Genomic DNA, 25,670 nt, shown 5'->3' on the forward strand with positions numbered 1-25,670 from the left:
TTGCGCGGCGGGCGTGCCACAGTACGGACGTTGTTTTTAATAGATATTTCGCCTGACAATCATGATGATACGAATTCTCAATTTTCTGGAGATGCTGCCCGTATGGCGGGTGCGTCGCCGCGACACGACGAGATACCTCGAAGCCGCCGGCGACCAATGCGACTTTGAAACGGCGGGACCACCGCTGTGGCTGTCGATTTCTGAAAACCCGCCGGAAATCCAGTGCGAAACCGAAGACGTCAATCGCCGGCCACCATTCTCGTGGCTGGGGATTGGGCAAAGTTTCAGTGCGGTCGATGAGTTCGACGGTGCCGGTTGCGATAGACTTGCGGTCGCAGAGTACGGCTAAGCTGATTTTGCTGTCTGGAACAAACTGTGTCCCTGTGAATTAAATCACCAGGGTTACAGGGAGTGAGAGACATGGCCAGAGAAAATACCAGCTATCTTGGCGGTCGGCATGATCCGAAAAATGAAACCGCAACGCGGGCGCGGCAAGGGGTAAAAGGACGTCCGGTTCTTGTCATCCTGGTTGTCAGTCTGCTTCTCGCGCTGGTGGTCTGGACGGTCGTCGAATATGCGGTTTTCGAACCCGACGAGAACCGGCCGCAAAACGCTCAGACGGAGACTGCGCCGGCGCCACAAAACCCATAACCATCATGCCGTGAAATTTTTCACGGTGAATGTTGAGTTTGTATGGAACCAGATTGCCCCCAATTCCATTTCACGCAAAGTGACAGGAATCGGGGGTTTCATTCATGGCAGTCACCGTTACTGCGGTTATTCTATCGCTGATCGGCCTTGCGCTGTTCGGTTTTGGCTCTCAGCTCGTCATGTTGGGCGGGAGCTTCTATTACGTCCTTTCCGGTATGGCCTTCCTGTTGACAGCCATTCTGCTGTTCAAGCGTAACCGGGCAGCTCTCCACGTCTATGCCGTCTTCATTGTCGCGACACTCGCCTGGGCCCTCTGGGAAGTGGGTTTCGACTGGTGGCAACTTGGGCCGCGGGGTGGCTTCGTCATTCTTATCGGCCTGTGGTTGTTGGTGCCCTGGGTCAGGAAGCCTCTCGGTTTTTCAAGCCCGACAGGGCTGAATTACGGCCCGAACGCCTGGCCACTCGCGCTCTCCGTTCTCGCCTCCATTGTGGTGGCGGGATATTCGATGGCGCAGGATCCGCATGACCAGGCAGGGTCCTTGTCTGAGGAGAAGGTGGCGTCAGCTCCGATCTATGGCGGCGACGTGCCGGATGGCGATTGGCATCAATACGGCCGCACGCCTTATGGCCAGCGCTATTCGCCGCTGACGCAGGTCAATGTCGATAATGTTTCGCAGCTGAAGGAAGCGTGGCGGTACCAGACCGGCGACGTGAAGCTACCGGATGATGTGGGTGAAACCACCTATCAGGTAACGCCGCTCAAGATCGGCAATACGCTTTATATCTGCACGCCGCACAATTGGGCGATCGCCATTGATGCCGCCACCGGCAAGGAAAAATGGAAATACGACCCCAATGTCGGTCTTAACCCGGACCGCCAGCACCAGACGTGCCGCGGTGTTTCCTATTATGCCGAACCCAATGCCGCACAGGGCACCGCCTGCGCCCAGCGCGTTTACCTGCCGACCTCGGATGCGCGGCTGATTGCGCTTGATGCAGCGACCGGTCAGATTTGCACATCCTTTGCGGATCAGGGCGTGCTGCATCTGGAACAGGGCATGAAATACAATCCTGCCGGTTATTATTATTCGACCTCGCCGCCCGTGATCGCGGCGGGCAAGATCATCATCGGCGGTGCGGTGAACGATAACTACTCCACGCAGGAACAGTCCGGCGTCATCCGTGCGTTCGATGTGAACAGCGGCGCACTCATCTGGAACTGGGATTCCGGCAATCCGGAAAAGACCGAGCCGATTGCCGCAGGCGAAACCTACACTACCAACTCGCCGAACAGCTGGTCCGTGTTGAGCTACGACGAGGGGCTTGGCCTCGTTTACGTACCCCTCGGCAATCAGGTGCCGGACCAGCTTGGTATGGGTCGCAGCGAGAATGTGGAGAAATATTCCTCCTCCATCGTGGCGCTCGATATCAATACCGGCAAGGATCGCTGGGTGCGCCAGACGGTTCATCACGACCTCTGGGATATGGATGTGCCGGCCCAGCCGGTGCTGCTCGACATCACCAAGAACGGTCAAAGCGTTCCTGCACTCGTCGGCCCTACAAAGCAGGGCGATATCTACGTTCTGGACCGGCGCACGGGTGAGCCGCTTCTGCCGATTACGGAAGAACCGGCACCGGGCGGTACAATCCCTGAGGACTTCAGCTCCCCGACTCAGCCAACGACGGCGCTGTCGTTCAAGCCGGAGCCGCTGAAGGAAAAGGACATGTGGGGCGTCTCCATGTTCGATCAGCTCGCCTGCCGCATCCGCTTCCATCAGCTGAACTATCAGGGCCGCTATACGCCGCCCTCGCTGAACGGCTCCATCATCTATCCCGGCAATTTTGGCACGTTCAACTGGGGCAGCGTCGCGGTCGATCCCGAACGTCAGGTCATGTTCGGCATGCCGACATACCTTGCCTTTACCTCGCAGCTCGTGCCGCGCGCCGACATCCCGCCGAAGGGCCAGGACGAGAAGGGCAGTGAGCAGGGGCTGAACCGCAATGACGGTGCGCCCTATGGCGTCTTCATGGGACCGTTCCTCGGTCCGCTGAAAATCCCCTGCCAGGCACCGCCGTGGGGTTATGTCGCTGGTGCCGACCTGCGCACCGGCGATATCGCCTACAAGCACAAGAACGGCACGGTCCATGACATGACGCCGCTGCCGTTGCCCTTCAAGGTGGGCGTACCGGGCATTGGCGGGCCGATGATTACCAAGGGTGGCGTGGCCTTCCTCGGTGCTGCCGTCGACAACTATCTGCGCGCCTACAACCTCACCACCGGCAAACAGCTCTGGGAAGCACGTCTGCCGGCTGGCGGGCAGGCAACGCCCATGACCTATGCGCTGGATGGCGGCAAGCAATATGTTGTGATGGTTGCGGGTGGTCACGGCTCGGTTGGAACCAAGCCGGGCGACTATGTGATCGCCTATACCCTGCCGTAAAACGAGGCGGATTCAATCAAACAAAAAAAACCGGAATGGGTGACCATTCCGGTTTTTGCTTGTGCAGTTGGAAAAGGCGATCAGGCCGCCTTTTTCTGTGCTGCGGCATTGATCGATGTCTTGGCAAGCGCGCTCAGCGCATCGTCCGTCTTGGACTCTTCCTTCAGCGTCGCATCCAGCAGGGTAACGGCATTGGCATGACCAAGCTTTTCGGCCCATGCCTTCAGGGTGCCATAACGGGCGATTTCGTAATGTTCGACCGCCTGGGCTGAGGAAATGAGACCGGCATCGAGAGCTGCGGTGCCCTTGAAATCGTCCATAATCTCTTCGCCCTCGGCAATGATGCCCTGGATGGCCTCGCAGGTCTTACCCTGCGCCCGCTTGCCGATGATCTCGAACACTTCCTGCAGGCGTTCGATCTGGCCCTGCGTTTCTTCTTTGTGCTTTTCGAAGGCCTGTTTCAGCTTCGGGTCTGTCGCTGCCCGCGCCATTTTCGGCAGAGCTTTCAGGATCTGCCTTTCGGCGTAATAGATATCCTTCAGCGTATCGTAAAACAGGTCGTCGAGTTTTTTCTCGGCCATTGGTTCTTCTCCCATGGTGTGAAAGTGCGTGATGTACGCCATTGCGCACGGGAGACAAACCTTTCGGAGCCCCTATGGTTCCGGCTCTGTTGCGCGCAACGTTTTATATTCCAGCAGACGCTCCGCCGCATATAGGATGACAAGCGGCATCAGTCGAAACGGAAGAGATCGGCGTCGGGGTCCTTGCCACCATTAACGGCAGCGGCGACTATCTCGGCGGCGATCTGGCTGAAGGTGATGCCGTTGCCGCCAAAGCCCATGACGGCATAAACGTTCTTCATGCCGGGAACCGCGCCGATCAGCGGCAGGCCCGTGGTGGTCGTGCCGAAGCCGGCCGCCCAGCGATATTCGGGTTCGCCGATGTCGACGCCAAGAAGCTTTTCGATCTTGCGTTTGATTGCATCCGCCTTGGAGGCAAGCTTGCTCTCAGACAGGTAGGATGTGGAGTTCTCTTCATCCTCACCACCGGCAATAAGGCGCCCGTCCCGGTCGGTGCGCAGGTAGAGATAGGGATCTGAAGCCTCCCAGAGGATGTGGCTATTCAGCCAGTCCGGCAGATCGATACCCTTCGCACTCGCCAGCGCCCAGGTGGAGATGATCTGGTGTTTCGGGCTTTCGAGCGATTTCAGGAATTCGTATCCGGTGCAGAAAACGATATTGCGCGCGGAAATGATTTCGCCCTGTGCTGTGGCGACGACCACCTCGTCACCGAGATTTCGAAGATCGGTGATTTCAAGTTGTGAAACGATCTCAGCGCCGGCGCCCGCTGTGTGGCGCAACAGGCCTGCCGTCAGCTGCGCCGGATTGGCGGAAGCGGAGATATCGCTGAGGATCGCCCCTGTCCGCTCAATCGCATAGTCGTTTTTAAGTTCTGCGGTGTCGAGAAAGCGGGCCTCGATCCCGGCCTCTTCGCGCGCTGCCGCTTCGGCCTTCAATGCACGCAAACCCATCTCGTCTCCGGCAAGATAAAGCGCCTGTTTGCGCGCCATGCTGCAGGAAATGCCAAGCGAAGAAACGATTTCCTCCAGCCGCAGCACGGCGCGCGCGGAGCGCTGCCACGCCCGATCAGCAGCATCCTTGCCGATCATCTTTCTGAGCTCGATCAGGGGTGTGTCGATCTCGTGCTGTATCATCGCAGTGCTGGCGACACTGCTGCCCATCACCGGATCACGCCGGTCGACGATCAGCATGGATTGCCCCGGTCTCTGCAACGCATGGGCGGCAAGCGCGCCGCTGATGCCGGCGCCGACGACGATCGTATCGTAATGGTCGGAACTCGGGGTGTTTCTGGTGCGGAGGCCTATGCGTGGCGTGTCGGCCCAAAGGGGTTTCGATTCCCTGAGGTCGCGTTCCTTCGTCAGTTCCGATGTGGGCATGGAGTTTTCCTGAAAGGTGCAGGGCATTTACGGTGGAAACGCCTGGCGGGTTACGTCTGGAAAATGCGAACAAACAAAGACAGAGAGCGCATCCGGCCATTTTGGATAGGCCGGATGCGCTCTGGTTTTTTTCCGCTTTACGGCCCTTAGGCAGCGCGGCGCTCGTGGTTGCCTTCTTCGACCTCCTCGATGATTTTGGCGACGAAGGCGTCCAGATCATCGGGGCTGCGAGACGTGATGATGCCCTTATCGGTCACAACCTTTTCGTCCTTCCAGTTGGCGCCGGCATTTTTCAGGTCGGTTTTGATCGACCAATAGGAGGTCGCGTCACGACCGCGCAGGGCATCTGCTTCAACCAGAAGCCAAGGGGCATGGCAGATGGCAGCCACGACCTTGCCGGATTTGACGAAATCTCGCACCACGCGCATTGCATCCTCGTCATGACGCAATACGTCCGGATTGATCTGGCCGCCGGGCAGGACGAGTGCATTGAAATCATTGGCGCTGACGTTCTTCGCGGACATATCGACGGCGATGCTGTCGCCCCAGTTCTTTTCGTCCCAGCTCTTGATCTCACCATCCTTGATCGAGGCGATCTTGACGTCCGCGCCCTTGGCCTTCAGCTGATCATATGGCACGCGCAGTTCCGAACGCTCATAGCCGTCCGTTGCGAGAATGACGATTTTTGCAGTGTTGATGGCAGTCATGTCTGTTTCCTTCCTGTTTATCTGTTTTCGTCTTTGTCCGAATTCACGGAGGGCAGAAAAAACTCCACATCCTCACGGCGCTCCGGATCGAGCTTTTCGATATTCGTTTGCCAGAAGGTCTCGGCTTCTGCCGGTTCGTCTTCCCATTGGCGCACGAAGGTCTTGTTGTCGTCGATCATGACCTGACGGGTGCCGCCGAGCCGCAGATATTCTTCTGCAAGTTTACGCGTTTCGGTCTTTTCCATGTCGCGGTTCCTTGTGCGTGGAAAGCGGGGACGGAGGGCGCCGGATGGGTAAGAAGCTCGGCTGCCATTTCGTTGGCCACCGGGAGAAAACGGAAAAATCCCGATGTTCTTCAGCGCCATCGTGTCCGTTTGACACGGCGGCCCTCCTGCCAGAACAACGTGAGCTTTCCGGTATGGTTCCGCATTTTTTCAGGCGGATTCTTGCCAAGGACAAATGTATCGCGCGCAATTTTTATCGGAACAAACCGGCAAGTCGTGCTGTTTTAGCCCAGATGCAGGGGAGGCAGCATGACAGCCAGACACAGTGACGGCGAGTGCCGCGGCAACGACGAAAACAAGGGTTTCTGGTCGATCGACTTCGGCAATTCACCGATCATCGGCACGGCCATTCATGATGGTCATCTCATTCGCCCGGACATAGCCTCGCTGATGGCTCTTTCCGCCGACCAGCGGCTGAGAGAGGAAGACCCTTTTACCGGCGAGATGATCGCGGGAATGACAAACCGCATTGTCGTTCACCATTCGCGTTTCGAAATCGATCTCAACCGGTTCGCCGATCAGGCAGTTTATCTGAAGCCGGAACAATCCTGGGGGCTGGAGGTCTGGAAACAGGAGCCGCCGGAAGAGGCCACCCGGCAATCGCTCGATTTTCATGCCGACTATTACGCAATGCTCGAAGCAGTTCTTTCAACCGTCGAGCGGCGGCATGGTGCTTTTGTCGTGCTGGACATACACAGCTACAATCATCGCCGGCAGGGCGCTACAGCGCCGCAAACGCCCCAGGCGGAAGCGCCTGATATCAATATCGGCACATTTTCCATGGATCGCAGCCGCTGGAGTGACGTCGTCAGTGCGGTGGGCCATCATTTTGCGACAGCCACCATCGGCGGACGCCGCCTTGATGTACGCGAGAACGTCGCCTTTCAGGGCAAGGGTGAGCAGACCCGGTTTATTCACGAGCGTTTTGCGCAGAACGGCTGCGCCATCGCAGTGGAGTTCAAGAAATTCTTCATGGACGAGTGGACCGGTAAGCCGGATAAGCGCGTCGTTTCCGATATTCGCGACGCTATCACCGCACTTCAGCCGGTTCTCGAAGAATGCCTGAGGGCGCGGCGATGAACGTCTCCTCGGCGCGTGGTGAACCGTTACAGGTTATCGAGCTGGTAGACGATGTCGTCGCCTGCCTTGAGGCCGGCAAAGCCGTCCGTCGTGATGTCGGAAAGAACGGCCGGCTGCATATCGACCGGCCGCTGCCGTTTCTTTGCCTGCATCTGACTGGTGGCACGAAGGACCTTGCGGCCCGCGATATCGCCTCTGCGCATGCATCTTATCTGATCGCATCGAGCATTCAGGAGGCTGCACCCCTGATTGCAGCCGTCGGCACGGCCATGCGCGAACGTTTCGGCGCCTTCATGGTTCTCGATATCGGCGAACTGGAACACGACATTCTGCTCGCTGACGATTCACCTTTCCTGCCGCATTATGAGGTTTCCGTCTCGGCAACATCTGAGCCGGAAACGCAAAGTGCACGCCGTATTTTCATTAAGGCGGTTTGTGATGCCGAAGTGCGTTTCCGCACGCCCCGCATAACCCGGCCCGAACCGGATGCCGATCCGATCCTCAGATTTCAAAATGCCGGGCTTGATTTTCCCTGCATCAGCGTGCGTTTCGCGCCGATCTACCGACAGCCTGAATCCGGCGCCGATTATCCCGGCCTGCGCGAGACGATGATTGCGGATATTTTCGATGCCGGCCTTCAGGCCTTCTCGTCATTCGCTGCCGGTAAAGATGCACTCAAGGTTACCAGCCATCGCGCGCTCGGCCGCAAGGCCTTCGTTGATGCCGTCAGACGTGCCGATCGTTCAATAGACGACATCGTCTCGTCCTTTGATTTTCTTCTGTCCGTGACGCCGATCAATGCCCGCCGGGCCTTCGAGGAATTTCGCGATGGCAGCTTCCAATATGCGCCGCGCCTGCTTTACCGGCCGCTCGGCGTTGACGTCGAGGAGCAGAAACGCAAGCTCTATTCCGTCGTTTTCGATCATCTGGAAGACCCGGTGCTTTATCATCTCTACCGGGAGAAACAGCAGGAGATCGATCTGCAACTGACCATGCTCGCCAATCTGCATCGCCGTACTTTCACCGATTTCTCCCGCGCCCTTTACGGTGCCGTCGAACCCGCGCTTCTGACGCTGGCGCTCAAGGTGCTTGCCGATTGCCCACGCAAGGATGAGAGCGGCGAAATCGCCATGGTCGATTGTTATGCGGTCGCCAAAAAATCGCGCGAGATGATCGAGACCTATCTGGCGGAGGAGCCGGAATTCAAGGCGCGTGTCGAGATCAGGGATGACCTGCCGCCTGGCCTGATGGTGACGGGCGAGAAGCTCCTGATTTCTCGCCACACCGTCATGGAACAGCGCCGGGTCGAGGCGCTGCTGTCGCATGAGATCGGCGTGCATCTCCTCACCTATTTCAACGGTTCGTTTCAGGGCCTCCGGCTCTTCCGCACCGGCCTTTCCGGTTACGAGGGCGTGCAGGAAGGGCTGGCAGTGCTGGCGGAACATCTGGCCGGCGGCATGACGCGCGAGCGCCTGCGGCTGATCGCCGGCCGTGTCGTCGGCTGCGCCGCCATGCTGGACGGCGCGACTTTTGTTGAGACGTTCCGGACTATGACCCGCGATCATGGTTTCGACGAGGCTGGCGCCTTCAACATGGTTTTGCGCATCTATCGTGGCGGCGGTCTTTCCAAGGACGCGATCTATCTGCGTGGGCTTGCGGAGGTGCTGGAGCATCTGCGCAAGGGTGGCGCGCTCGATCCGTTCTGGATGGGCAAGATTGCCGCTGCCCATTTCCCGGTGATGCAGGAGCTTGCCTTGCGCGGCCTCTTGCGTCCGCCGGGCGTACGTCCCGCTTTTCTGCTGCCGGCCAAGGCCAATGAGCGGCTGGAAAAGATACGGGCCGGATTATCCATCGCCGAACTGGCGACATTGTAATATTACAGGAGGGGCTTATGCGTATCGCATTTTTCGTCAATTCCATCGAAACTGAGGGGCCTACTTTCGCAACCGGCCTGCTGGCCATGGCGGCGCTCAATCGCGGTCACGAGGTGGTGTATCTGACGCCTGGCGATTTTACCTTGCGCTCGGATGATAGCCTGACCGTACACGCCACCGTTCTACCGAAGGCCAAATACAAGAAAGCCGATGCTTTTCACGCGGCACTTCAGGACAAAGCACTGGAACGGCGTACCATGGATGTAGAGGAAATCGACGCGCTGATGCTGCGCAACGATCCCTCGCTGGATCAGACGACGCGGCCATGGGCGGTGCATGCCGGCATTCTGTTCGGGCGGCTGGCAGAACAGCGCGGCGTTGTGGTTTTGAACGACCCGGAAGGATTGGCGCTGGCGCAGAACAAGCTCTATTTCCAGAGCTTTCCGGAAATCGTACGCCCGACCACGATCATCTCGCGCAATGTCGATGAAATACGCGCATTTGCGGATACCCACCCTAAGGGTGTCATCGTCAAGCCGCTGCAGGGTTCAGGCGGCAAGAACGTCTTCAAGATCGGCTCCAGCAAGGAGGCCAATCTCAACCAGATTTTCGAGGCGGTCAGTCTCGAAGGTTACTTGATTGCACAGGCCTATCTGCCGGCCGCCAAGGATGGCGATATTCGGTTCTTCATGATGAATGGCAAGCCTCTGATGCGCGACGGACAATATGCGGCTTTGCGCCGCGTTCCGGCAAAAGGCGATCTGCGCTCCAACATTCACGCCAAGGGCACTGCCGAGGCCGTGAAGGTGACGGACGAGATTGTGGCGCTTGCCGAAATGATGCGGCCCAAGCTGGTGGAAGACGGTATGTTCCTGGTCGGGCTTGATATTGTCGGCGACAAGATACTGGAGGTGAACGTGTTTTCGCCCGGCGGTCTTTCCAACATTCGCGACCTCACCGATGTCGATTTCAGCGATACGATCATCGAAGCCGTGGAAACCAAGATCGCCATGCAGAGCGCCTCCGGCGGTATGCTTTCCAATCGTCTTCTAGCGACGCTTTGATTTATTCGCGCAGCTCTGTCGACTGCATGTCACGATACCAGGCGACGAGGGCCTTGATGCCCTCCTCGACCGGGGTTTGCGGCACATAGCCCGTCAAGGCTCTCAGAAGATCGGGTGAAGCGAAGGTGCGGGGGACGTCTCCCTGCTGCATCGGCAACATGTTGCGGATTGCCGGCCTGCCGACCGTCTTTTCGACCGTTTCGACAAAGTGCATCAGCTCTACCGGCTGGCCGCCGCCAATATTGACGATGCGGAAGGGTGCGTGGTGCGACAGCGTGTCGGTGACGCCTTCCTCAGTTACCCGGTTTTCCTCGGACGGAATGACCTGGCTCAGCCGGACGATACCTTCAACGAGGTCATCGATATAGGTGAAGTCGCGGCTCATATTGCCTTGGCCGTAAATATCGATCGGCTCGCCGTTCGAGATGGCGTCGACGAATTTGATTGGCGCCATGTCCGGCCGTCCCCACGGTCCGTAAACCGTGAAGAAACGGAAGGCTGTGGTGGGCAATTTGTGAAGATGGGCGTAGCTGTGCGCCATCAATTCCATCGATTTTTTGGTGGCCGCATAAAGCGTCATCGGCTCGTCGGCCTTGTCGCTTTCCGCAAAGGGAATTTTTTCATTGGCGCCGTAGATGGAGGAAGTTGAAGCCAGCATCAGGTGTTTGACACGCAGGTTCTTGGCAAGCTCCAGCATGTTCCACGATCCGATGAGATTGGAATCGATATAGGCGCGTGGATTTTCGAGGCTGTAGCGAACACCCGCCTGCGCGGCGAGGTGAATTATGATTTCCGGTTCGGCAGCCTCTGCCGCGCGCTTCAGCGCATCCGTGTCTTCCAGCATGCCGATTTCCGCCCTGAAACCGTTGGAGCGGGAAAGGATCGCATGGCGTTTTTCTTTCAGGCTGACATCGTAATATTTCGTCATGCCGTCGAAACCGGTTACGAAATGGCCGGCATCGAGCAGCCGTTTGGCAACGTAAAAACCGATGAAGCCCGCGGTGCCGGTAACCAGATAACGCATGATGACTATATCCCAAATCCGTTGGTGCGTTTGCGGCCGAACCGAAGCGCAAAAACCGTTTTAATGAAACTTCGAAGGCGAAACCGCTATTGGCCCTTGTCGGAACTGCTGTCGTGTGGGCGGCCAATGCCGGCATAAACGAAGCCGTGCCCGGTGACCTCGTCCGTGCGGTAGATATTGCGTAGATCCACCAGAACGGGGTTTTTCATGATGGCCTTCAGGCGCGGCAGATCGAGTGCGCGGAACTGGTTCCATTCCGTCACGATCACGACGGCATCGGCGCCTTCGGCAGCCTCGTAGGGGCCGCTTGCATAGTCGATATCCTCGATGACATGGCGGGCATTCACCATTCCCTCCGGATCGTAGCCGACCACCTTGGCGCCGCCGTCCTGGAGGGTCTGGATGATGGCAATCGCCGGGCTGTCGCGCATATCGTCGGTATTGGGCTTGAAGGTCAGGCCAAGGACCGCGATCTTCTTGCCGCGCACGTCGCCGCCCACCGCGTTGATGACCTTGCGGCCCATGGCGCGCTTGCGGTTGTCGTTGATGGCAATGGTGGTCTCGATCAGCCGCACAGGGGCGTCATAGTCCTGTGCGGTCTTGGCAAGCGCCAGCGTATCCTTGGGGAAACAGGAGCCGCCATAACCCGGACCGGCATGCAGGAACTTCGCGCCGATGCGGCCATCGAGGCCGATGCCGCGCGAAATATCCTGAACATTGGCGCCGACCTTTTCGCACAGATCCGCCATTTCGTTGATGAAGGTGATCTTCATCGCCAGAAAGGCGTTGGCGGCATATTTGATCAGTTCCGAAGTGCGCCTGGTGGTGAAGAGCAAAGGCGACTGGTTGAGATAGAGCGGACGGTAAACCTCCGTCATCACCGGGCGGGCGCGCTCGTCGGAAAGACCGACGACGATGCGGTCCGGTCGCTTGAAATCCTCGATGGCCGCGCCTTCCCGCAGAAATTCCGGGTTGGAAACCACGGCAAAATCGGCCGAAGGGTTTTCTTCGCGGATGATGCGTTCCACCTCGTCCCCCGTGCCGACGGGAACGGTGGACTTGGTGACGATGACGGTGAAGCCGTCAAGCGAATGGGCGATTTCTTTCGCCGCCGCATAGACATAACCGAGATCGGCGTGGCCGTCGCCGCGCCGCGAGGGCGTGCCGACCGCGATGAAGACGACGTCGGCATTGGCAACCGCGGAGGAGAGGTCGGTGGTGAAGCTCAATCGGCCCGCCTTGGCGTTGTTGGCAACGATGACCTCCAGACCCGGTTCGAAGATCGGGATATGGCCGCTTTTCAGCGCTTCGATCTTCTCCGGCATCTTGTCCACGCAGATCACGTCATGGCCGAAATCGGCAAAACACGCACCGGAAACAAGGCCGACATAACCGGCACCGATCATCACTATCCGCATTCTTCTTCCTTTCGGTTCGTGAGGCGATGTTCGCGCAGCAAGCTTCAGGCGAAATCAGCGGGTGCAATCACACCACATTGTTTAGCCGCCTTCACGCTTGCCGCCAAGCGCCACGATCAACACGGGCTAACCTCTTTCCGTGACGGTGATATGATGGCGTCGACGGGACAAATTTGCCGCACCTTGCGGCCATCTGCATCGATGCGGTCGGATCGGGTGTTTTTGCGGCTTTTGCGGCTTGCACTCATAGGTAGCCGGGTCTAGCCATAGGGTGAGGATCAAATCTGCCAGACTGTCTGTCCCTTAAGGGGCGTCCGGGTTGCTTTAAGCGGCCGGGGTGCGCTTTGCGTTGCGGTCGCTGTTCGGGGAAGTTCAAATGCAAAAGGGTTTTCTGCTCGGTCTGTTCGCTTATGCGACCTTTTCCCTGGGCGATGCCACGATCAAGTCGCTTGGATCACAGATCAGCGTTTTCGAGATCGGCTTTTTCAGCATCCTGTTTTCCGGCATCTTCATCTTCTTCAGCAAGCCGCGTGAGGAAAGGTGGCGTGAATTCTGGCGCATGAGCCGTCCGTTTGCGGTGCACGGGCGGGCGATTTCCGGCCTGTTCGCCGGTATTCTCGGTATCTATGCCTTCACCACCATTCCGCTGGCCGAAGCCTATGCGCTGATCTTTCTCTCACCGTTGTTTGTGACAGTGCTGTCGGCTGTCGTATTGAAGGAAGATATAGGGCCATGGCGCTGGGCGGCCGTTCTGGCCGGCATCGTCGGTGTTCTGCTCGTCGTGCGGCCCGGCTTCAAGGCGCTGGAACTCGGGCACGTCGCAGCCATCGGTGTCGCATTCCTGGCGGCGATGACCATCGTGCTGCTCCGCTCGCTTGCGGGCAAGGAGAAGCGCACCTCGATAATGGGCGTGCTTTTGGTCTACGGCCTCACCTTCAACGGCATTGCCTCGATTCCCGAGTTCGTCATGCCCAATCTGCACCAGTTCGCCGCCTTTGCCTTCATCGGCCTCTGCACGGCGACGGGACAGATAACGCTGCTCGTCGCAACACGTATCGCGCCGGCCAGCCAGATTGCACCCTCGCATTATTCTCAGATCCTCTGGGCCGTGGCGATCGGCATGACTTTCTTCCACGAATATCCGGATGCGATCGCGGTGCTTGGGCTGGGTGTCATCGCCGCATCGGGACTTCTGACGATGATCCGCGAAAGGGTCAGGCTCGGCACAGTTCGCTGGAATCCGTTTTTCCGCAATCGGCTTTGAAGTCATCCATCGATCGGAAACAGTGCGTCAACCGAAGCGCGGCTTGTGGGGTGGGTGCAGACGGCCCCATAAGCTTTTCATCGATAGATGAATGGAGAGCCCAAAATGCTCGTGGATGGAAAGTGGACCGCCGAATGGCACCCGGTGCAGGCGACCGACAAGAAGGGTGGTTTCGTTCGCCAGACATCCGGCTTTCGCAACTGGGTAACGTCTGATGGTTCAGCAGGCCCGACGGGAGAGGGCGGTTTCAAGGCCGAGGCTGGGCGCTATCATCTCTATGTCGCGCTGATTTGTCCATGGGCCTCACGCACGCTGATCGGCCGCAAGCTCAAGAAGCTCGAGGATGTCATTTCGGTCTCAATTGTGGAGCCGGCGCTCTCCGACGAGGGTTGGAAATTCGGCGATTATCCAGGTTCGGATCGCGACGGGCTGAACGGCTTCGCTTATATGCACGAAGCCTATACCAGCGCCGATCCGCATTATACCGGCCGTGCCACCGTTCCGGTTCTTTGGGACAAGAAGACGAAAACCATCGTCAACAACGAATCCGCCGACATTCTCCGCATGCTGAATTCCGGTTTCGGCGATCTGGCCGATAACGGCATCGATCTTTATCCGGAAGATCTGCGGGACGCGATTGATGCGCTCAACGACCATATCTATCCCCGCCTCAACAACGGTGTCTACAGAACCGGTTTTGCCACCACCCAGCTTGCCTATGAGGAAGCCTTTGCCGACGTCTTCGCGACACTTCAGGAACTTGAAACTCGCCTGGCATCAGGCGGTCCCTTCCTCTTCGGCGATCGCCTGACGGAAACGGATGTCAGGCTTTTCGTGACGCTGGTGCGTTTCGATGCCGCCTATTACGGCCTCTTCAAGTGCAACCTTCGCCGCATTGCCGACTATCGGGCCCTGCAGGCCTATATGATGCGGGTGCTAAACATTCCGGGCGTGCGTGACACGGTCAATATCGACCACATCAAGCGCGGTTATTATTCGATCAAGGCGCTCAATCCGACCCGGATCGTGCCGGTCGGCCCCGATCTGCCGGGGCTTGACGAGGTTTCCATCGGCGGCACTGTGTGAATATCTAGGCCGGCTTGCCGACCTGATCGAGAAGCCATGCCTGGAAGGCGCGGGCAAGGACATTGTCCTGCCGCCCTTCCGGCAGGGCAACATAATAGCTCTTGTCGGTTTGCAGTGGAATGTCGAAGACGATTTCGAGACGGCCGGAGACGAGTTCCGCCTCGATCAGATATTTCGGCAGAAGGGCAAAGCCAATGCCGCTTATGGCTGCTTCAATGATCATCGAAAACTGGTCGAAACGGCTGCCTCTATAGGCATTCTCCGCCGTCACCCCATTCATCTCCAGCCACTCAGTCCATAGTTTCGGCCGTGTGGTCACGTGCAGCAACGGTTGTCGGTTAAAATCCTCCGGCTCTCTCATTCCCGCGCGCTGAAGCAGAGCGGGGCTGGCGACCGGCACGATCACTTCGTTGCATAAAAAGGTGCAGGTGCCGTGCGCCCAGACCGGCTGGCCGTAATGGATGGCGAGGTCGAAACCTTCCTCATCGAAATCGAAAGGGTGCGAGCGCGAGCCGATGGTGATGGTCATTTCCGGGTTGGCGTCGATGAAGCGGTGCAGACGCGGCATCAGCCAGCGGCTGCCGAAGGTTGGCAGGGTGGCGACGGAAAGTGATGCATGAGATGTTCCGGCCGAGACCGCGCGCACCATCAGCTGTTCGGATTGCTGCAACAGGCGCCGCACGTCTGGCAGGAATTTGCGACCCGCTTCCGACAGGACGACGCGCCGGCGGATGCGTTCGAAAAGCTGCATTCCGGTCTGCGCCTCGAGTTCGCCGATCTGCCGGCTGACCGCACTTTGCGTGAGGTTGAGTTCTTCCGCCGCACGGGTAAAATTCCCATGCCTTGCGGCACACTCGAATGCTTGCAGGGTTACGATATCAGGGACCAGTCTTCTGCGCGGATCCATACCATTCTCGCATCAACTTACCCGCTTTCCTCATTGGAAAAGGGTCATTATGGCCATATATGATTACGGGAAAGAATGGAATGGTGTTTTGCCGGCTTCGACGGAGGCGCCGTTTCACAAAATGATAAATTCGGGGAAAGAACAGCGACGGGAGTTGAAAGCGCCGTATCAAAAACGGCCTTTCCTCCCCTTTGAGCCAAAAAGGATAATTTGACATGGATGCGACCACGAAGCTTGACGTGAAACAGGAAGCCGCGGCCCTGCTCGACAGAATGGGCGTCGCCCGCGATCTTTATACCGGCGGCGATATGGCGTCGTTCAGCCCGGTAACGGGTGAACAGATCGCAAGCCTCAAGACCATTTCGGTCGAGGGTGTCGCAGCCGTGGTCGACAAGGCCGATGCCGCCTTCAAGATTTGGCGCAACGTGCCTGCTCCGCGCCGTGGCGAACTGATCCGGCTTCTGGGCGAAGAACTGCGCTCCTTCAAGGCAGATCTCGGTCGGCTCGTCTCGCTGGAAGCGGGCAAGGTCCCGTCCGAAGGTCTCGGCGAAGTGCAGGAGATGATCGATATCTGCGATTTCGCGGTCGGCTTGTCCCGCCAGCTTTACGGCCTCACCATCGCCACCGAACGCCCCGGCCACCGTATGATGGAAACCTGGCATCCGCTCGGCGTTGTCGGCGTTATCTCCGCTTTCAATTTTCCGGTCGCGGTCTGGTCGTGGAACGCGGCACTCGCGCTAGTCTGCGGCAATTCGGTGGTCTGGAAGCCATCTGAAAAGACCCCGCTGACGGCACTTGCGGTTCAGGGCATCTTCGAACGTGCCGTAGCCCGTTTTGGCGATGCGCCGGAAGGGCTGTCGCAGCTTCTGATCGGCGACCGCGCCGTTGGTGAAGCATTGGTGGACAACCCCAAGGTTCCCCTGGTTTCTGCAACCGGTTCCACCCGCATGGGCCGCGATGTCGGCCCGCGTCTGGCGAAGCGCTTCGCCCGCGCCATTCTGGAACTGGGCGGCAACAATGCCGGCATCGTCTGCCCGTCTGCCGATCTCGACATGGCGCTGCGCGCCATTGCCTTCGGCGCCATGGGCACGGCCGGCCAGCGCTGCACCACGCTTCGCCGTCTCTTCGTGCATGACAGTGTTTACGACCAGCTCGTGCCGCGTCTGAAAAAGGCCTACGCCTCCGTATCCGTCGGCAATCCGCTCGAAACATCGGCGCTTGTCGGACCGCTGGTGGACAAGGCGGCTTTCGACGGCATGCAGAAGGCGCTCGAAGCGGCCAAGGCGCATGACGGCGTGGTGAATGGCGGCGGGCGAGTGGATACGGGTGCGCCGGATGCCTATTATGTAAAGCCGGCACTTGTCGAAATGCCTGAACAGGCGGGGCCGGTGTTGGAAGAGACCTTCGCGCCGATCCTTTATGTGATGAAGTACAGCGATCTCGATCAGGCGATTGACGCGCATAACGCCGTTGCCGCTGGTCTGTCGTCGTCGATCTTCACCCGCGACATTCAGGAATCGGAACGTTTCCTGTCTTCGGAAGGCTCGGATTGCGGCATCGCCAACGTCAATATCGGAACCTCGGGCGCGGAAATCGGCGGCGCATTCGGTGGTGAAAAGGAAACCGGCGGTGGCCGCGAATCCGGTTCGGATGCATGGAAGGCCTATATGCGCCGCGCCACCAACACCATCAACTACTCCAAGGCGCTGCCTTTGGCGCAGGGCGTTTCCTTCGATATCGAGTAAATCGCTTCGCAAGTTTGCGCGTTCGATAGCGATATTGATCCATCATGCCGGTGCGGCCAGTCCGCACCGGCATTCGTCTGTTAAGCAGGCTTGGTAATGCTTCCTGCGACGATTTGCGGGAAAGAGGCGTCTCTGCGGAATTTTATTCCCGCAATATCGCTCATATTGAATTATCCTCTCTCTATCGTTTTCATCGAAAACCCTAGCATTGCTCCATATCGCAAACCGGCCCCAGGGGGTCGGCGACAAGGAGCTAAGATGCCAGCCATTACCCGTCGTGCCCTCTCCGCCAGTTTTCTTGTTGCCGCTGCATTATCCGTGCTGCCCTTGCAGGCGCAGGCGGCGGAAGAGCTGAAGATCGGTTATCAGAAAACCGGCCTGCCGGTGATCGCGAGGCAACAGGGCGTTATCGAAAAGGCGCTTGAGGCCAAGGGCGTCAAGGTTTCGTGGGTCGAATTCACCGCAGGCCCGCCGCTGGTGGAGGCCTTGAATGTTGGCTCCATCAATGTCGGCTGGACGGGCGATGCGCCGCCAATCTTCGGTCAGGCGGCCGGTTCGGCCATCGTTTACGTTGCGGCTCTTCCCTCAAACGGTAAGGGTGAGGCGATCTTCACCAAGCCCGAGAGCGGTATAAAGTCGGTTGCCGATCTGAAGGGCAAGAAGGTCGGCGTCGGCAAGGGCACAAGCGCCCACAATCTGCTGGTGGCGGCAATTGAGAAGAACGGCCTGAAATTTAGCGATATCGACGTGGTCTATCTCAGCCCGGCTGACGCGGCGGCAGCCTTTGCCAGCGACAAGATCGACGCCTGGGCCGTCTGGGATCCGTTCTATGCAATTGCCGAGACGCGCTATAAGCCCGTCACTCTGGCCCGCACCAGCGAGGTTCTCAATGTGAGTACCTATTTCCTCGCCAACCGCGACTATGCCAAATCCCATGCCGACACCATCAATATAACGCTTGATGCCCTGGGCGAGGCGGCCAAATGGTCCGCCGCCAACCGCGACAAGGTTGCGGCAGCCCTGCATGAGGTGACAGGTGTACCGCTGGAAGCGCAGACGCTGGCTGCGAACCGTTCGGAATTCGGTATTTCGAAAATCGATGACAAGATCATTGCCAGCCAGCAGGAAACTGCCGACCGCTTTTATCGCCTGGGCCTGATCCCTAAGCAGATCAGCATCAAGGATGCCGTCTGGTCAGGCGCCACCAACTGATCCCGGATACGGAGGGCTTCGCGATGAGCATCAGAAGGCGTATCGAGGCTGGAAGCATCACGGGCTGGTTGCTTCCTGCCATCATTCTTGCCGGCTGGGAGCTTGCTGCCCGCGTCGGTCTCATTTCGGCAAACGTCCTGCCGGCTCCCTCTGCCGTCGCGGAAGCCTTCTGGCGGCTTTTGCTTTCAGGGGAACTCATCGCCAATATCGGTGTCAGCTCCGCTCGCGCTCTGGCCGGTTTCGCCGTTGGCGGCGCGATTGGTTTCATCTTCGGGCTGGCCAACGGACTGTCGCGGTTTTCCCGCAGCTTTACCGACACGACGCTGCAGATGATCCGCAACATCCCGCATCTGGCGCTCATTCCGCTCGTCATCCTCTGGTTCGGCATCGACGAGGAGGCAAAGCTTTTCCTCGTGGCACTCGGAGTGTTTTTCCCCACCTACATCAACACGCTGCTCGGCATTCAGGGGGTCGATCCGCAACTGGTGGAGATGGGGCGTACCTATGGCATGTCGCCCTTCACCCTGTTCCGGCGAGTGATCCTGCCCGGCGCGCTGCCGTCCATTTTCACCGGCCTGCGTTATGCGCTCGGCATCATGTGGCTGACGCTTATCGTGGCGGAAACAATTTCCTCCTCTTCCGGCCTCGGCTACATGGCCATGCAGGCGCGCGAGTTCCTGCTGATCGATGTCGTCGTGCTGTCGATCCTTATTTACGCGCTTCTTGGCAAGCTGGCGGACAGTTTCGCCCGCTTCCTCGAAAGCATCTTCCTGCAGTGGCATCCAGCCTTCAAGAAAGTCTGAGGTAACCCATGTCGACCAGCAATGTTACGACGTTGAGACGCCCCGATGCCCCATCATCCTCCCCTTCCGGGGCAGAGACCAAGGTTGAACAGCGCGGCAAGCAGAACGACAGCAAGGTCGCTTTCAGCTTCCGCAATGTGACAAAGACCTTTGGCGATAAACCGGTTCTGCGCGGCATCGATCTCGATGTGCGGGAAGGCGAGTTTCTGGCTATTATCGGCAAGAGTGGATGCGGCAAGAGCACGCTTCTGCGTATCTTGGCCGGTCTTGATGCGCCCACAAGCGGCACCGTTTCGAAAGACGCATCGAGCCGCACTCGCATGATGTTTCAGGAGCCGCGCCTTCTGCCATGGGAGCGCATCGCAAACAATGTATCCGTGGGCCTGACCGGCATCGCCAAAGGTGAGGCGGCGAACGAGCAGGCGCTTGCCATTCTCGAAGAGGTTGGGCTAAAGGACCGGGCGGGCGAGTGGCCCTATGTCCTGTCTGGAGGCCAGAAGCAGCGCGTGGCGCTGGCACGCGCGCTGGTGGCGCATCCGCAAATTCTGGCGCTGGATGAACCCCTCGGGGCGCTAGATGCGCTCACCCGCATCGAAATGCAGCTTCTGCTGGAGCGCATCTGGCGCAAGCAGAAATTCACCGCCGTTCTCGTTACGCACGATGTTTCGGAAGCCGTCGCACTTGCAGACCGCATCGTCGTGATTGATGAGGGGCGCATCGCCCTTGATCTCGATGTGAAACTGCCGCGTCCGCGCCGACACGGCACCCCGGAATTCGCGCGGCTTGAAGAGCAGGTTCTGAACCAGCTTTTCGGTCGTGGTGAAATCGGTGGGTGATGTGATGGACCGGCAGGGTCGAGACCCTGCCGGAACCAGATAATCAGCCGATGCTCATCAGGCTGGCATTGCCGCCGGCAGCCGTTGTGTTGACGCTGACGGAGACTTCTTCCACCAGCCAGTCGAGATTGTAGGGCTGGGTTTCACGGTCAAGCGCTTCCGTCGTGGCGGCCTGAACCAGAACCAGAGGACCGGGCAGGGCGGCGATTTTCTTGTTGATCGCAACGACACGTTCCGCATCGCCCTCGATCAGCGCGCCGGCGAACGGTGCGGATTTTTCCCAGCTGTCAGCCCATGTGATGCGCGAGGTGACGGTTGCCGGCAATCCGTAGATCGACTTTTCCAGCCCCGACGCATTATCGATAACGACCGAGTTGCCGGTGGCAAGCGCTGCCGCAAGCTGGCGATAGAGCCCTTGCTCCGTGGCCGGAATAAGCAGCACCTTGCCGCGCGGATGCAGCGCATAGACGTTGCGTTCGCCGACTGGGCCTGCCAGTTCGGTTTCGAAACCGAGGCCGGATAGGGCTGCGGCCTGTCTTGCGGCTTCGGCTGCAACGCTCTGGCCGTTTTCATCCAGCCAGCGGGCGAGATCGACAGCCGCCTGGTCCTGCTGGCTGGCAACGCGGTCGATCTTCGGCGCGGTTTGTGTGACGCGGCCGAGATAGAGCGGACCGCCCGCCTTGGGGCCGGTGCCGGAGAGGCCTCGCCCGCCAAAGGGCTGGACGCCGACCACGGCGCCGATGATGTTGCGGTTCACATAGAGATTACCGGCCGCGACGCGCGACAGGACATGCTGGATGGTATCGTCAAGACGCGTATGCAGGCCGAAGGTCAGGCCATAGCCGGTGGCGTTGATCTCGTCGATCAGCCGGTCGAGATTGTCGCGCTTGAACCGGATGACGTGCAGCACCGGCCCGAAGACCTCTTTCTTAAGATCGGCGAGCGATTTCATCTCGATGATTGTCGGTGGCACGAAGGTGCCCTTGCCGGTTTCGCCGGCAAGCGAAATCTGCTCGATCCGGTGACCGAGTGCGCGCATGCTGTTAACGTGTTTTTCGATGATGCCTTTAGCTTCAGCGGTGATCACGGGGCCGACATCGACGGAAAGGCTATCGGTGCGCCCGATGCGCAATTCGTGCAGCGCGCCCTTCAGCATCGTCAGGGTGCGGTCGGCCACATCTTCCTGCAGGCAGAGAATGCGAAGCGCCGAGCAACGCTGGCCGGCACTGTCGAAGGCAGAGGCGATGACGTCGGCGACGACCTGCTCGGCAAGCGCTGAGGAATCGACGATCATGGCGTTCTGGCCGCCGGTCTCGGCAATCAGGGGAACGGGCTGGCCGTTTGCGAGAACCCGGCCTGCGAGTTGACCCTGGATGAGCCGCGCCACTTCAGTGGATCCGGTGAACATCACACCCGCCGTGAGCGCTGAGCCGACTAGTGCCGCACCGGTCTTGCCGTCACCTGGCAGAAGCTGCACGGCGTCCTGCGGAACGCCTGCCTCATGCAGCAGGCGTACCCCCTGCGCGGCGATCAACGGGGTTTCTTCGGCGGGCTTTGCCAGTACCGGATTACCGGCAACCAGTGCTGCCGTTACCTGGCCGATGAAGATGGCAAGCGGGAAGTTCCACGGGCTGATGCAGACGACCGGGCCGAGCGGTGTCTCGTTGGCCTTGAAGGTCTTCCGGGCTTCCGCTGCGTAATAACGCAGGAAGTCAATCGCTTCGCGCACCTCGGCAATGGCGTTCGGCATGGATTTTCCGGCCTCGCGCATGATGAGGCCAAGCAGGGCCGGCATTTCGGCCTGCATCCGGTCGGCAGCGCGCTCCAGGCAGGCGGCGCGCTCCTCGACCGGCGTGGAAGACCAGTTGGAGGCTGCGGCCCGTTGCATTGCCGCTTCGACATCGGCCTCTGTCGGTTCGGTTACATAACCGACGACATCATTGTGGTCGCCGGGATTGAGGACCGGGCGTGTCTTTCCGCCTGCATGCGGTGCTGCGGCTTTCCATTCCGTCGTCGCACCTGCCTTAAGGACGTTGTCCAGCGCGGCAAGTGCCGTTTCATTCGAAAGATCGAGGCCGGCGGAATTTGCCCGTTCGGGGCCGAAGAGACCAGCGGGTGCAGCAATGCGGTCGTGCCGTGCGCCGGGAACGGGGTAAGCCTTGACCACGGTGACCGGATCTTCCAGCAGGGAAGCCACCGGCACGGCGGGATCTGCTATGCGGTTGACGAAGGAGGAGTTCGCGCCGTTTTCCAGCAGACGGCGGACGAGATAGGCAAGCAGCGTCTCGTGGGTGCCAACAGGCGCATAAAAGCGGCAGGGACGATCGAGCTTTTTCTTGCCGACGACTTCGCTGTAAAGCGGTTCGCCCATGCCGTGCAGGCACTGGAACTCGTAATCACCGAGTTTGAAGTCCGGACCAGCGAGATGGTAGATGGTAGCCATGGACTGGGCGTTGTGGGTCGCAAATTGCGGGAACACGACGTCACGCGCGGCAAGCAGCTTGCGGGCGCAGGCGATATAGGAGACATCCGTGTGCACTTTGCGGGTGAAGACCGGGAAGTCTTCCAGCCCGTCCACCTGTGCGCGCTTGATCTCCGCATCCCAGTAGGCGCCCTTGACAAGACGCACCATGATGCGGCGACCGGCACGTTGGGCGAGATCGATGATGTAGTCGAGAACAAAGGGGCAGCGGCGGCCATAGGCCTGCACAACGAAGCCTAGGCCGTTCCAACCGGCAAGATCCTTGTCGAGCGCCAGTTCCTCCAGAAGATCGAGCGACAGTTCCAGCCGGTCGGCTTCCTCGGCGTCAATGTTGAGGCCGATATCGTATTTCTTGCTGAGCAGCATCAGGGATTTCACACGCGGCAGAAGCTCCGCCATTACCCGCTCTGCCTGCACACGGGCATAACGCGGATGCAGGGCCGAAAGCTTGATGGAAATTCCGGGGCCACCATAGATGCCACGCCCGGCGGAGGCCTTGCCAATGGCGTGGATCGCGTTTTCGTAGTCCTTGTAATAACGCTCCGCATCCTTGGCGGTGGTCGCCGCTTCGCCGAGCATGTCGTAGGAATATTGGAAACCCTGTTCCTCCAGCGGTTTCGAGCGCTTGATCGCTTCCCCAATCGTTTCGCCGGTCACGAATTGCTCGCCCATCATGCGCATCGCCATATCGACGCCGCGGCGAATGACGGGTTCGCCAGCCCTGGCGATCAGCTTGGTCAGCGCCGCCGAAAGGCCGCTGTCATTGACCGTCGAGGTCAGCTTGCCGGTGATGACAAGACCCCAGGTTGCGGCGTTGACGAACAGCGAGCGCCCGCCGCCGATGTGGGACTTCCAGTCGCCGCGGGCGATCTTGTCGCGGATCAGCGCGTCGCGGGTGGCGGTGTCGGGAATGCGCAGCAGTGCTTCGGCAAGGCACATCAGGGCCACGCCCTCATGGCTGGAGAGCGAATATTCCTGCACCAGCCCCTCGACGCCGGTGCCTTTCGTCTTGGCGCGCAACGCCTCGATCAGCTTGGTTGCCGTGGTGCGAATGGCTGCGGCCTGCTCGGGCGTGACGGTCGCAGCATCGATCAGAGGCGCCAGGCACTCTTCCTCTGGGCGGCGGTAAGCGGCGGTAATTGCTTTGCGCAACGGGCTCTGCTCGCGCACGGGCGGTGCAAAATTCTGGAAAATACCGTTCACCGTCTGCTGCGGGTTTACATCGGCTTTGCTTGCACCATCGGCCATTCTGAAAATCCTGAAAAAGCTGTTGAAGACAGACTGTCAGCGGCAGCGTGTCCTCCGCTCGCCGCTTGTCATTCTGCTGTGTACAATATCATTGCCGTAAAAATTGCTATGGTCCTATTTTGAGGATAGAACAGGCCATATGAACTTTTATTATTCAAAATTGGCGTGAAATCACATGGCTAATAGTCATAAAACAGACGATCTGGACCACTTCGATCTCAAGATTCTCGAGGCCCTCAGCGAAGACGGGCGCATGTCGGTGCTGCAACTGTCGAAAAGGGTCGGCCTCTCCAAGACGCCGTGCCAGACGCGGCTCAAGCGGTTGGTGGATGAAGGTTATATTCTGGGCTTCCGTGCGGTGCTCAATCCGCAGAAACTGGGCGTCGACCATATCGCCTTCGCCGAGGTCAAGCTTTCCGACACACGCGAAAAGGCGCTTGAGGAATTCAACACGGCGGTGCGCAAGATCAAGGAGGTGGAGGAATGCCACATGATCGCCGGCGCCTTCGATTATCTACTGAAGGTGCGCACCAGCGATATCCGCAAATACCGAAGGGTGCTCGGCGAAAAAATCTCCAGCCTTCCATCGGTTTCCAACACTTCGACATTCGTCGTGATGCAGTCGGTCAAGGAGACCGGTATCTGACGACGCGGCGAAGAAAAACGGGCAGGCATGAGCCTACCCGTCTAATGCTTTGCGAATTCTGCCAGCTCAGCGCGCGGTGGCTGCGGCGGTAACGGCGCTCATCTGCGCGTCAGGACCAAACTCGTTTTCGTTTTCGATGCCGAGAAGTTCCTGCAGGCGCAATCGCGCGCGGCTGACACGGCTCTTGATCGTGCCAACCGGGCACCCGCAAATCTCGGCTGCTTCTTCGTAAGCAAAGCCCGAGGCGCCGATCAACAAGATCGCTTCGCGCTGATCGTCGGGCAACTTTGCAAGTGCCGTACGAAAATCCTGAAGATCGACCGAACCATGCTGTTCTGGCGGCACCGACAGGCGCGAGGTGTAAACCCCGTCGGTATCCTGTACTTCGCGGCCGGACTTGCGAATCTGGCTGTAGAATTCGTTACGCAGGATCGTCACCAGCCATGCGCGCATGTTGGTGCCAGGCTGGAAACTCTCCTGTTTCGCCCAGGCCTTCATGATCGTATCCTGCACGAGGTCGTCAGCGCGATCCCTCGAACGGATGAGTGAGATCGCGAATGCGCGCAGGTTTGGCAGTGCCGCCAGCATTTCCCGTTTGAAATTGTATTCTGTCTGCTCCGGCTCTTTCGCCATCATTCCCCCGAAGCCTTGTCTTTGGCTCTGTTTTCGGCTTCATCGAGTTTCTCGAGAAGATCGAGGAATTTGTCAGGGATGCCTTCTTCCTGAACAGCATCGTAGAGTTCCCTGAGCTTGCGGGAAATCACCGCACGTCCAGAGTGCGGGACCTGAGGGTTGGCCGGATTGTCCGGAGAATCTTGGTCCGATTGAAATATGTTCATAACGTCCGGTATTCCTTTTGTGTCGTGGCAAGAATGCGCGATGAAAAAAATAGTTCCGGCGATCCGGAACTTTTTTTATGATGCGCACGTTGCTATCGTGGG

At 58.9% G+C, this 25,670-nt stretch carries 24 protein-coding genes; 14 read left to right on the forward strand and 10 right to left on the reverse strand.

Translation table 11 applies throughout. The features are described 5' to 3' along the window. Positions 1–61 precede the first annotated feature (61 nt). The 3 genes from ASD46_RS07435 to ASD46_RS07445 all read left to right on the forward strand — a co-directional run bounded on the left by ASD46_RS07435 (position 62) and on the right by ASD46_RS07445 (position 3,092). On the forward strand, positions 62–349 hold the full coding sequence (locus tag ASD46_RS07435) for a hypothetical protein (RefSeq protein ID WP_233283685.1): 288 nt from the start codon (positions 62–64) through the stop codon (positions 347–349). 71 nt (positions 350–420) lie between these two features. Beyond that, the gene (locus ASD46_RS07440; protein WP_004431981.1) at positions 421–651 is read left to right on the forward strand and encodes a hypothetical protein; all 231 of its coding nucleotides are present in this window, start codon (positions 421–423) and stop codon (positions 649–651) included. A 104-nt stretch (positions 652–755) separates the two neighbouring features. After that, positions 756–3,092: a glucose/quinate/shikimate family membrane-bound PQQ-dependent dehydrogenase gene (locus tag ASD46_RS07445; RefSeq protein WP_019566511.1), complete on the forward strand. Its 2,337-nt coding sequence runs from the start codon at positions 756–758 to the stop codon at positions 3,090–3,092. An 80-nt stretch (positions 3,093–3,172) separates the two neighbouring features. Here ASD46_RS07445 and ASD46_RS07450 read toward each other — a convergent pair whose 3' ends face one another. The 4 genes from ASD46_RS07450 to ASD46_RS07465 form a co-directional block, all read right to left on the reverse strand. Then, a complete protein-coding gene (locus ASD46_RS07450) occupies positions 3,173–3,673 on the reverse strand; it encodes a ferritin-like domain-containing protein (protein ID WP_004431986.1) in 501 nt (166 codons plus the stop codon). Between the two features lie 149 nt (positions 3,674–3,822). Next, complete coding sequence (locus ASD46_RS07455; protein WP_004431988.1) at positions 3,823–5,049, reverse strand: NAD(P)/FAD-dependent oxidoreductase; 1,227 nt, start codon at positions 5,047–5,049, stop codon at positions 3,823–3,825. 146 nt (positions 5,050–5,195) lie between these two features. After that, positions 5,196–5,756, reverse strand: coding sequence for a type 1 glutamine amidotransferase domain-containing protein (locus tag ASD46_RS07460; protein ID WP_004431989.1), 561 nt, complete (start codon positions 5,754–5,756; stop codon positions 5,196–5,198). Positions 5,757–5,773: 17 nt separating this feature from the next. Continuing rightward, a complete protein-coding gene (locus tag ASD46_RS07465; RefSeq protein WP_004431991.1) occupies positions 5,774–6,001 on the reverse strand; it encodes a hypothetical protein in 228 nt (75 codons plus the stop codon). Between the two features lie 44 nt (positions 6,002–6,045). Between ASD46_RS07465 and ASD46_RS26280 the strand changes: the two genes are divergently transcribed. From ASD46_RS26280 to ASD46_RS07480, 4 genes are read left to right on the forward strand one after another with little or no spacing between them, the layout of a single operon-like run. After that, positions 6,046–6,309 (forward strand): hypothetical protein, encoded by a 264-nt coding sequence (locus ASD46_RS26280; RefSeq protein WP_075807788.1) that lies wholly within the window; start codon positions 6,046–6,048, stop codon positions 6,307–6,309. Continuing rightward, on the forward strand, positions 6,290–7,120 hold the full coding sequence (locus tag ASD46_RS07470) for an N-formylglutamate amidohydrolase (RefSeq protein ID WP_004432005.1): 831 nt from the start codon (positions 6,290–6,292) through the stop codon (positions 7,118–7,120). Before ASD46_RS26280 ends, ASD46_RS07470 begins: the two co-directional genes overlap by 20 nt. After that, a complete protein-coding gene (locus ASD46_RS07475; RefSeq protein WP_060641918.1) occupies positions 7,117–8,994 on the forward strand; it encodes a flavohemoglobin expression-modulating QEGLA motif protein in 1,878 nt (625 codons plus the stop codon). The genes ASD46_RS07470 and ASD46_RS07475 overlap by 4 nt, the downstream gene beginning before the upstream one ends. Positions 8,995–9,011: 17 nt before the next feature. Next, positions 9,012–10,058, forward strand: a complete 1,047-nt coding sequence (locus ASD46_RS07480) for a glutathione synthase (RefSeq protein WP_004432010.1) — start codon at positions 9,012–9,014, stop codon at positions 10,056–10,058. 1 nt (position 10,059) lies between these two features. Here the strand turns inward: ASD46_RS07480 and ASD46_RS07485 are convergent, their stop codons facing one another. Further along, positions 10,060–11,082 (reverse strand): NAD-dependent epimerase, encoded by a 1,023-nt coding sequence (locus ASD46_RS07485; RefSeq protein ID WP_004432021.1) that lies wholly within the window; start codon positions 11,080–11,082, stop codon positions 10,060–10,062. Between the two features lie 86 nt (positions 11,083–11,168). After that, the gene (locus ASD46_RS07490; RefSeq protein WP_035252640.1) at positions 11,169–12,500 is read right to left on the reverse strand and encodes a UDP-glucose dehydrogenase family protein; all 1,332 of its coding nucleotides are present in this window, start codon (positions 12,498–12,500) and stop codon (positions 11,169–11,171) included. Positions 12,501–12,876: 376 nt separating this feature from the next. Between ASD46_RS07490 and ASD46_RS07495 the strand changes: the two genes are divergently transcribed. Together ASD46_RS07495 and ASD46_RS07500 are read left to right on the forward strand one after the other, a co-directional pair. Further along, positions 12,877–13,764 carry a DMT family transporter gene (locus ASD46_RS07495; protein WP_004432025.1) on the forward strand — a complete coding sequence of 296 codons (888 nt, stop codon included), beginning with the start codon at positions 12,877–12,879 and terminating at the stop codon, positions 13,762–13,764. Positions 13,765–13,869: 105 nt separating this feature from the next. Continuing rightward, positions 13,870–14,850: a glutathione S-transferase family protein gene (locus tag ASD46_RS07500; protein ID WP_004432027.1), complete on the forward strand. Its 981-nt coding sequence runs from the start codon at positions 13,870–13,872 to the stop codon at positions 14,848–14,850. A 4-nt stretch (positions 14,851–14,854) separates the two neighbouring features. On the opposite strand, the gene ASD46_RS07505 is transcribed toward ASD46_RS07500, so the two are convergent. After that, complete coding sequence (locus tag ASD46_RS07505) at positions 14,855–15,757, reverse strand: LysR family transcriptional regulator (protein ID WP_004432029.1); 903 nt, start codon at positions 15,755–15,757, stop codon at positions 14,855–14,857. 215 nt (positions 15,758–15,972) lie between these two features. On the opposite strand from ASD46_RS07505, the gene ASD46_RS07510 reads away from it, so the two are divergent. The 4 genes from ASD46_RS07510 to ASD46_RS07525 all read left to right on the forward strand — a co-directional run bounded on the left by ASD46_RS07510 (position 15,973) and on the right by ASD46_RS07525 (position 20,353). Beyond that, positions 15,973–17,502 (forward strand): aldehyde dehydrogenase family protein, encoded by a 1,530-nt coding sequence (locus ASD46_RS07510; protein ID WP_013762124.1) that lies wholly within the window; start codon positions 15,973–15,975, stop codon positions 17,500–17,502. A gap of 258 nt (positions 17,503–17,760) precedes the next feature. Then, positions 17,761–18,714, forward strand: coding sequence for an aliphatic sulfonate ABC transporter substrate-binding protein (locus ASD46_RS07515; RefSeq protein ID WP_004432036.1), 954 nt, complete (start codon positions 17,761–17,763; stop codon positions 18,712–18,714). A 23-nt stretch (positions 18,715–18,737) separates the two neighbouring features. Then, positions 18,738–19,517, forward strand: coding sequence for an ABC transporter permease subunit (locus ASD46_RS07520; protein ID WP_060641919.1), 780 nt, complete (start codon positions 18,738–18,740; stop codon positions 19,515–19,517). Between the two features lie 8 nt (positions 19,518–19,525). After that, complete coding sequence (locus ASD46_RS07525; protein ID WP_004432043.1) at positions 19,526–20,353, forward strand: ABC transporter ATP-binding protein; 828 nt, start codon at positions 19,526–19,528, stop codon at positions 20,351–20,353. 43 nt (positions 20,354–20,396) lie between these two features. On the opposite strand, the gene putA is transcribed toward ASD46_RS07525, so the two are convergent. Next, a complete protein-coding gene (gene putA, locus ASD46_RS07530; RefSeq protein ID WP_060641920.1) occupies positions 20,397–24,083 on the reverse strand; it encodes a trifunctional transcriptional regulator/proline dehydrogenase/L-glutamate gamma-semialdehyde dehydrogenase in 3,687 nt (1,228 codons plus the stop codon). Between the two features lie 175 nt (positions 24,084–24,258). Here putA and ASD46_RS07535 point away from each other — a divergent pair, with 175 nt between their 5' ends. Continuing rightward, entirely contained in the window at positions 24,259–24,729 is a 471-nt protein-coding gene (locus ASD46_RS07535; RefSeq protein ID WP_004432060.1) for an Lrp/AsnC ligand binding domain-containing protein, read from the forward strand. A gap of 66 nt (positions 24,730–24,795) precedes the next feature. On the opposite strand, the gene ASD46_RS07540 is transcribed toward ASD46_RS07535, so the two are convergent. Both ASD46_RS07540 and ASD46_RS07545 read right to left on the reverse strand, forming a co-directional pair. Continuing rightward, positions 24,796–25,362: an RNA polymerase sigma factor gene (locus ASD46_RS07540; protein ID WP_004432061.1), complete on the reverse strand. Its 567-nt coding sequence runs from the start codon at positions 25,360–25,362 to the stop codon at positions 24,796–24,798. Then, the gene (locus ASD46_RS07545; protein WP_004432062.1) at positions 25,362–25,568 is read right to left on the reverse strand and encodes a NepR family anti-sigma factor; all 207 of its coding nucleotides are present in this window, start codon (positions 25,566–25,568) and stop codon (positions 25,362–25,364) included. The genes ASD46_RS07540 and ASD46_RS07545 overlap by 1 nt, the downstream gene beginning before the upstream one ends. Between the last annotated feature and the right edge of the window lie 102 nt (positions 25,569–25,670).

The sequence above is a fragment of the Rhizobium sp. Root491 genome (assembly GCF_001427205.1).
Taxonomy (GTDB): Bacteria; Pseudomonadota; Alphaproteobacteria; order Rhizobiales; family Rhizobiaceae; genus Agrobacterium; species Agrobacterium tumefaciens.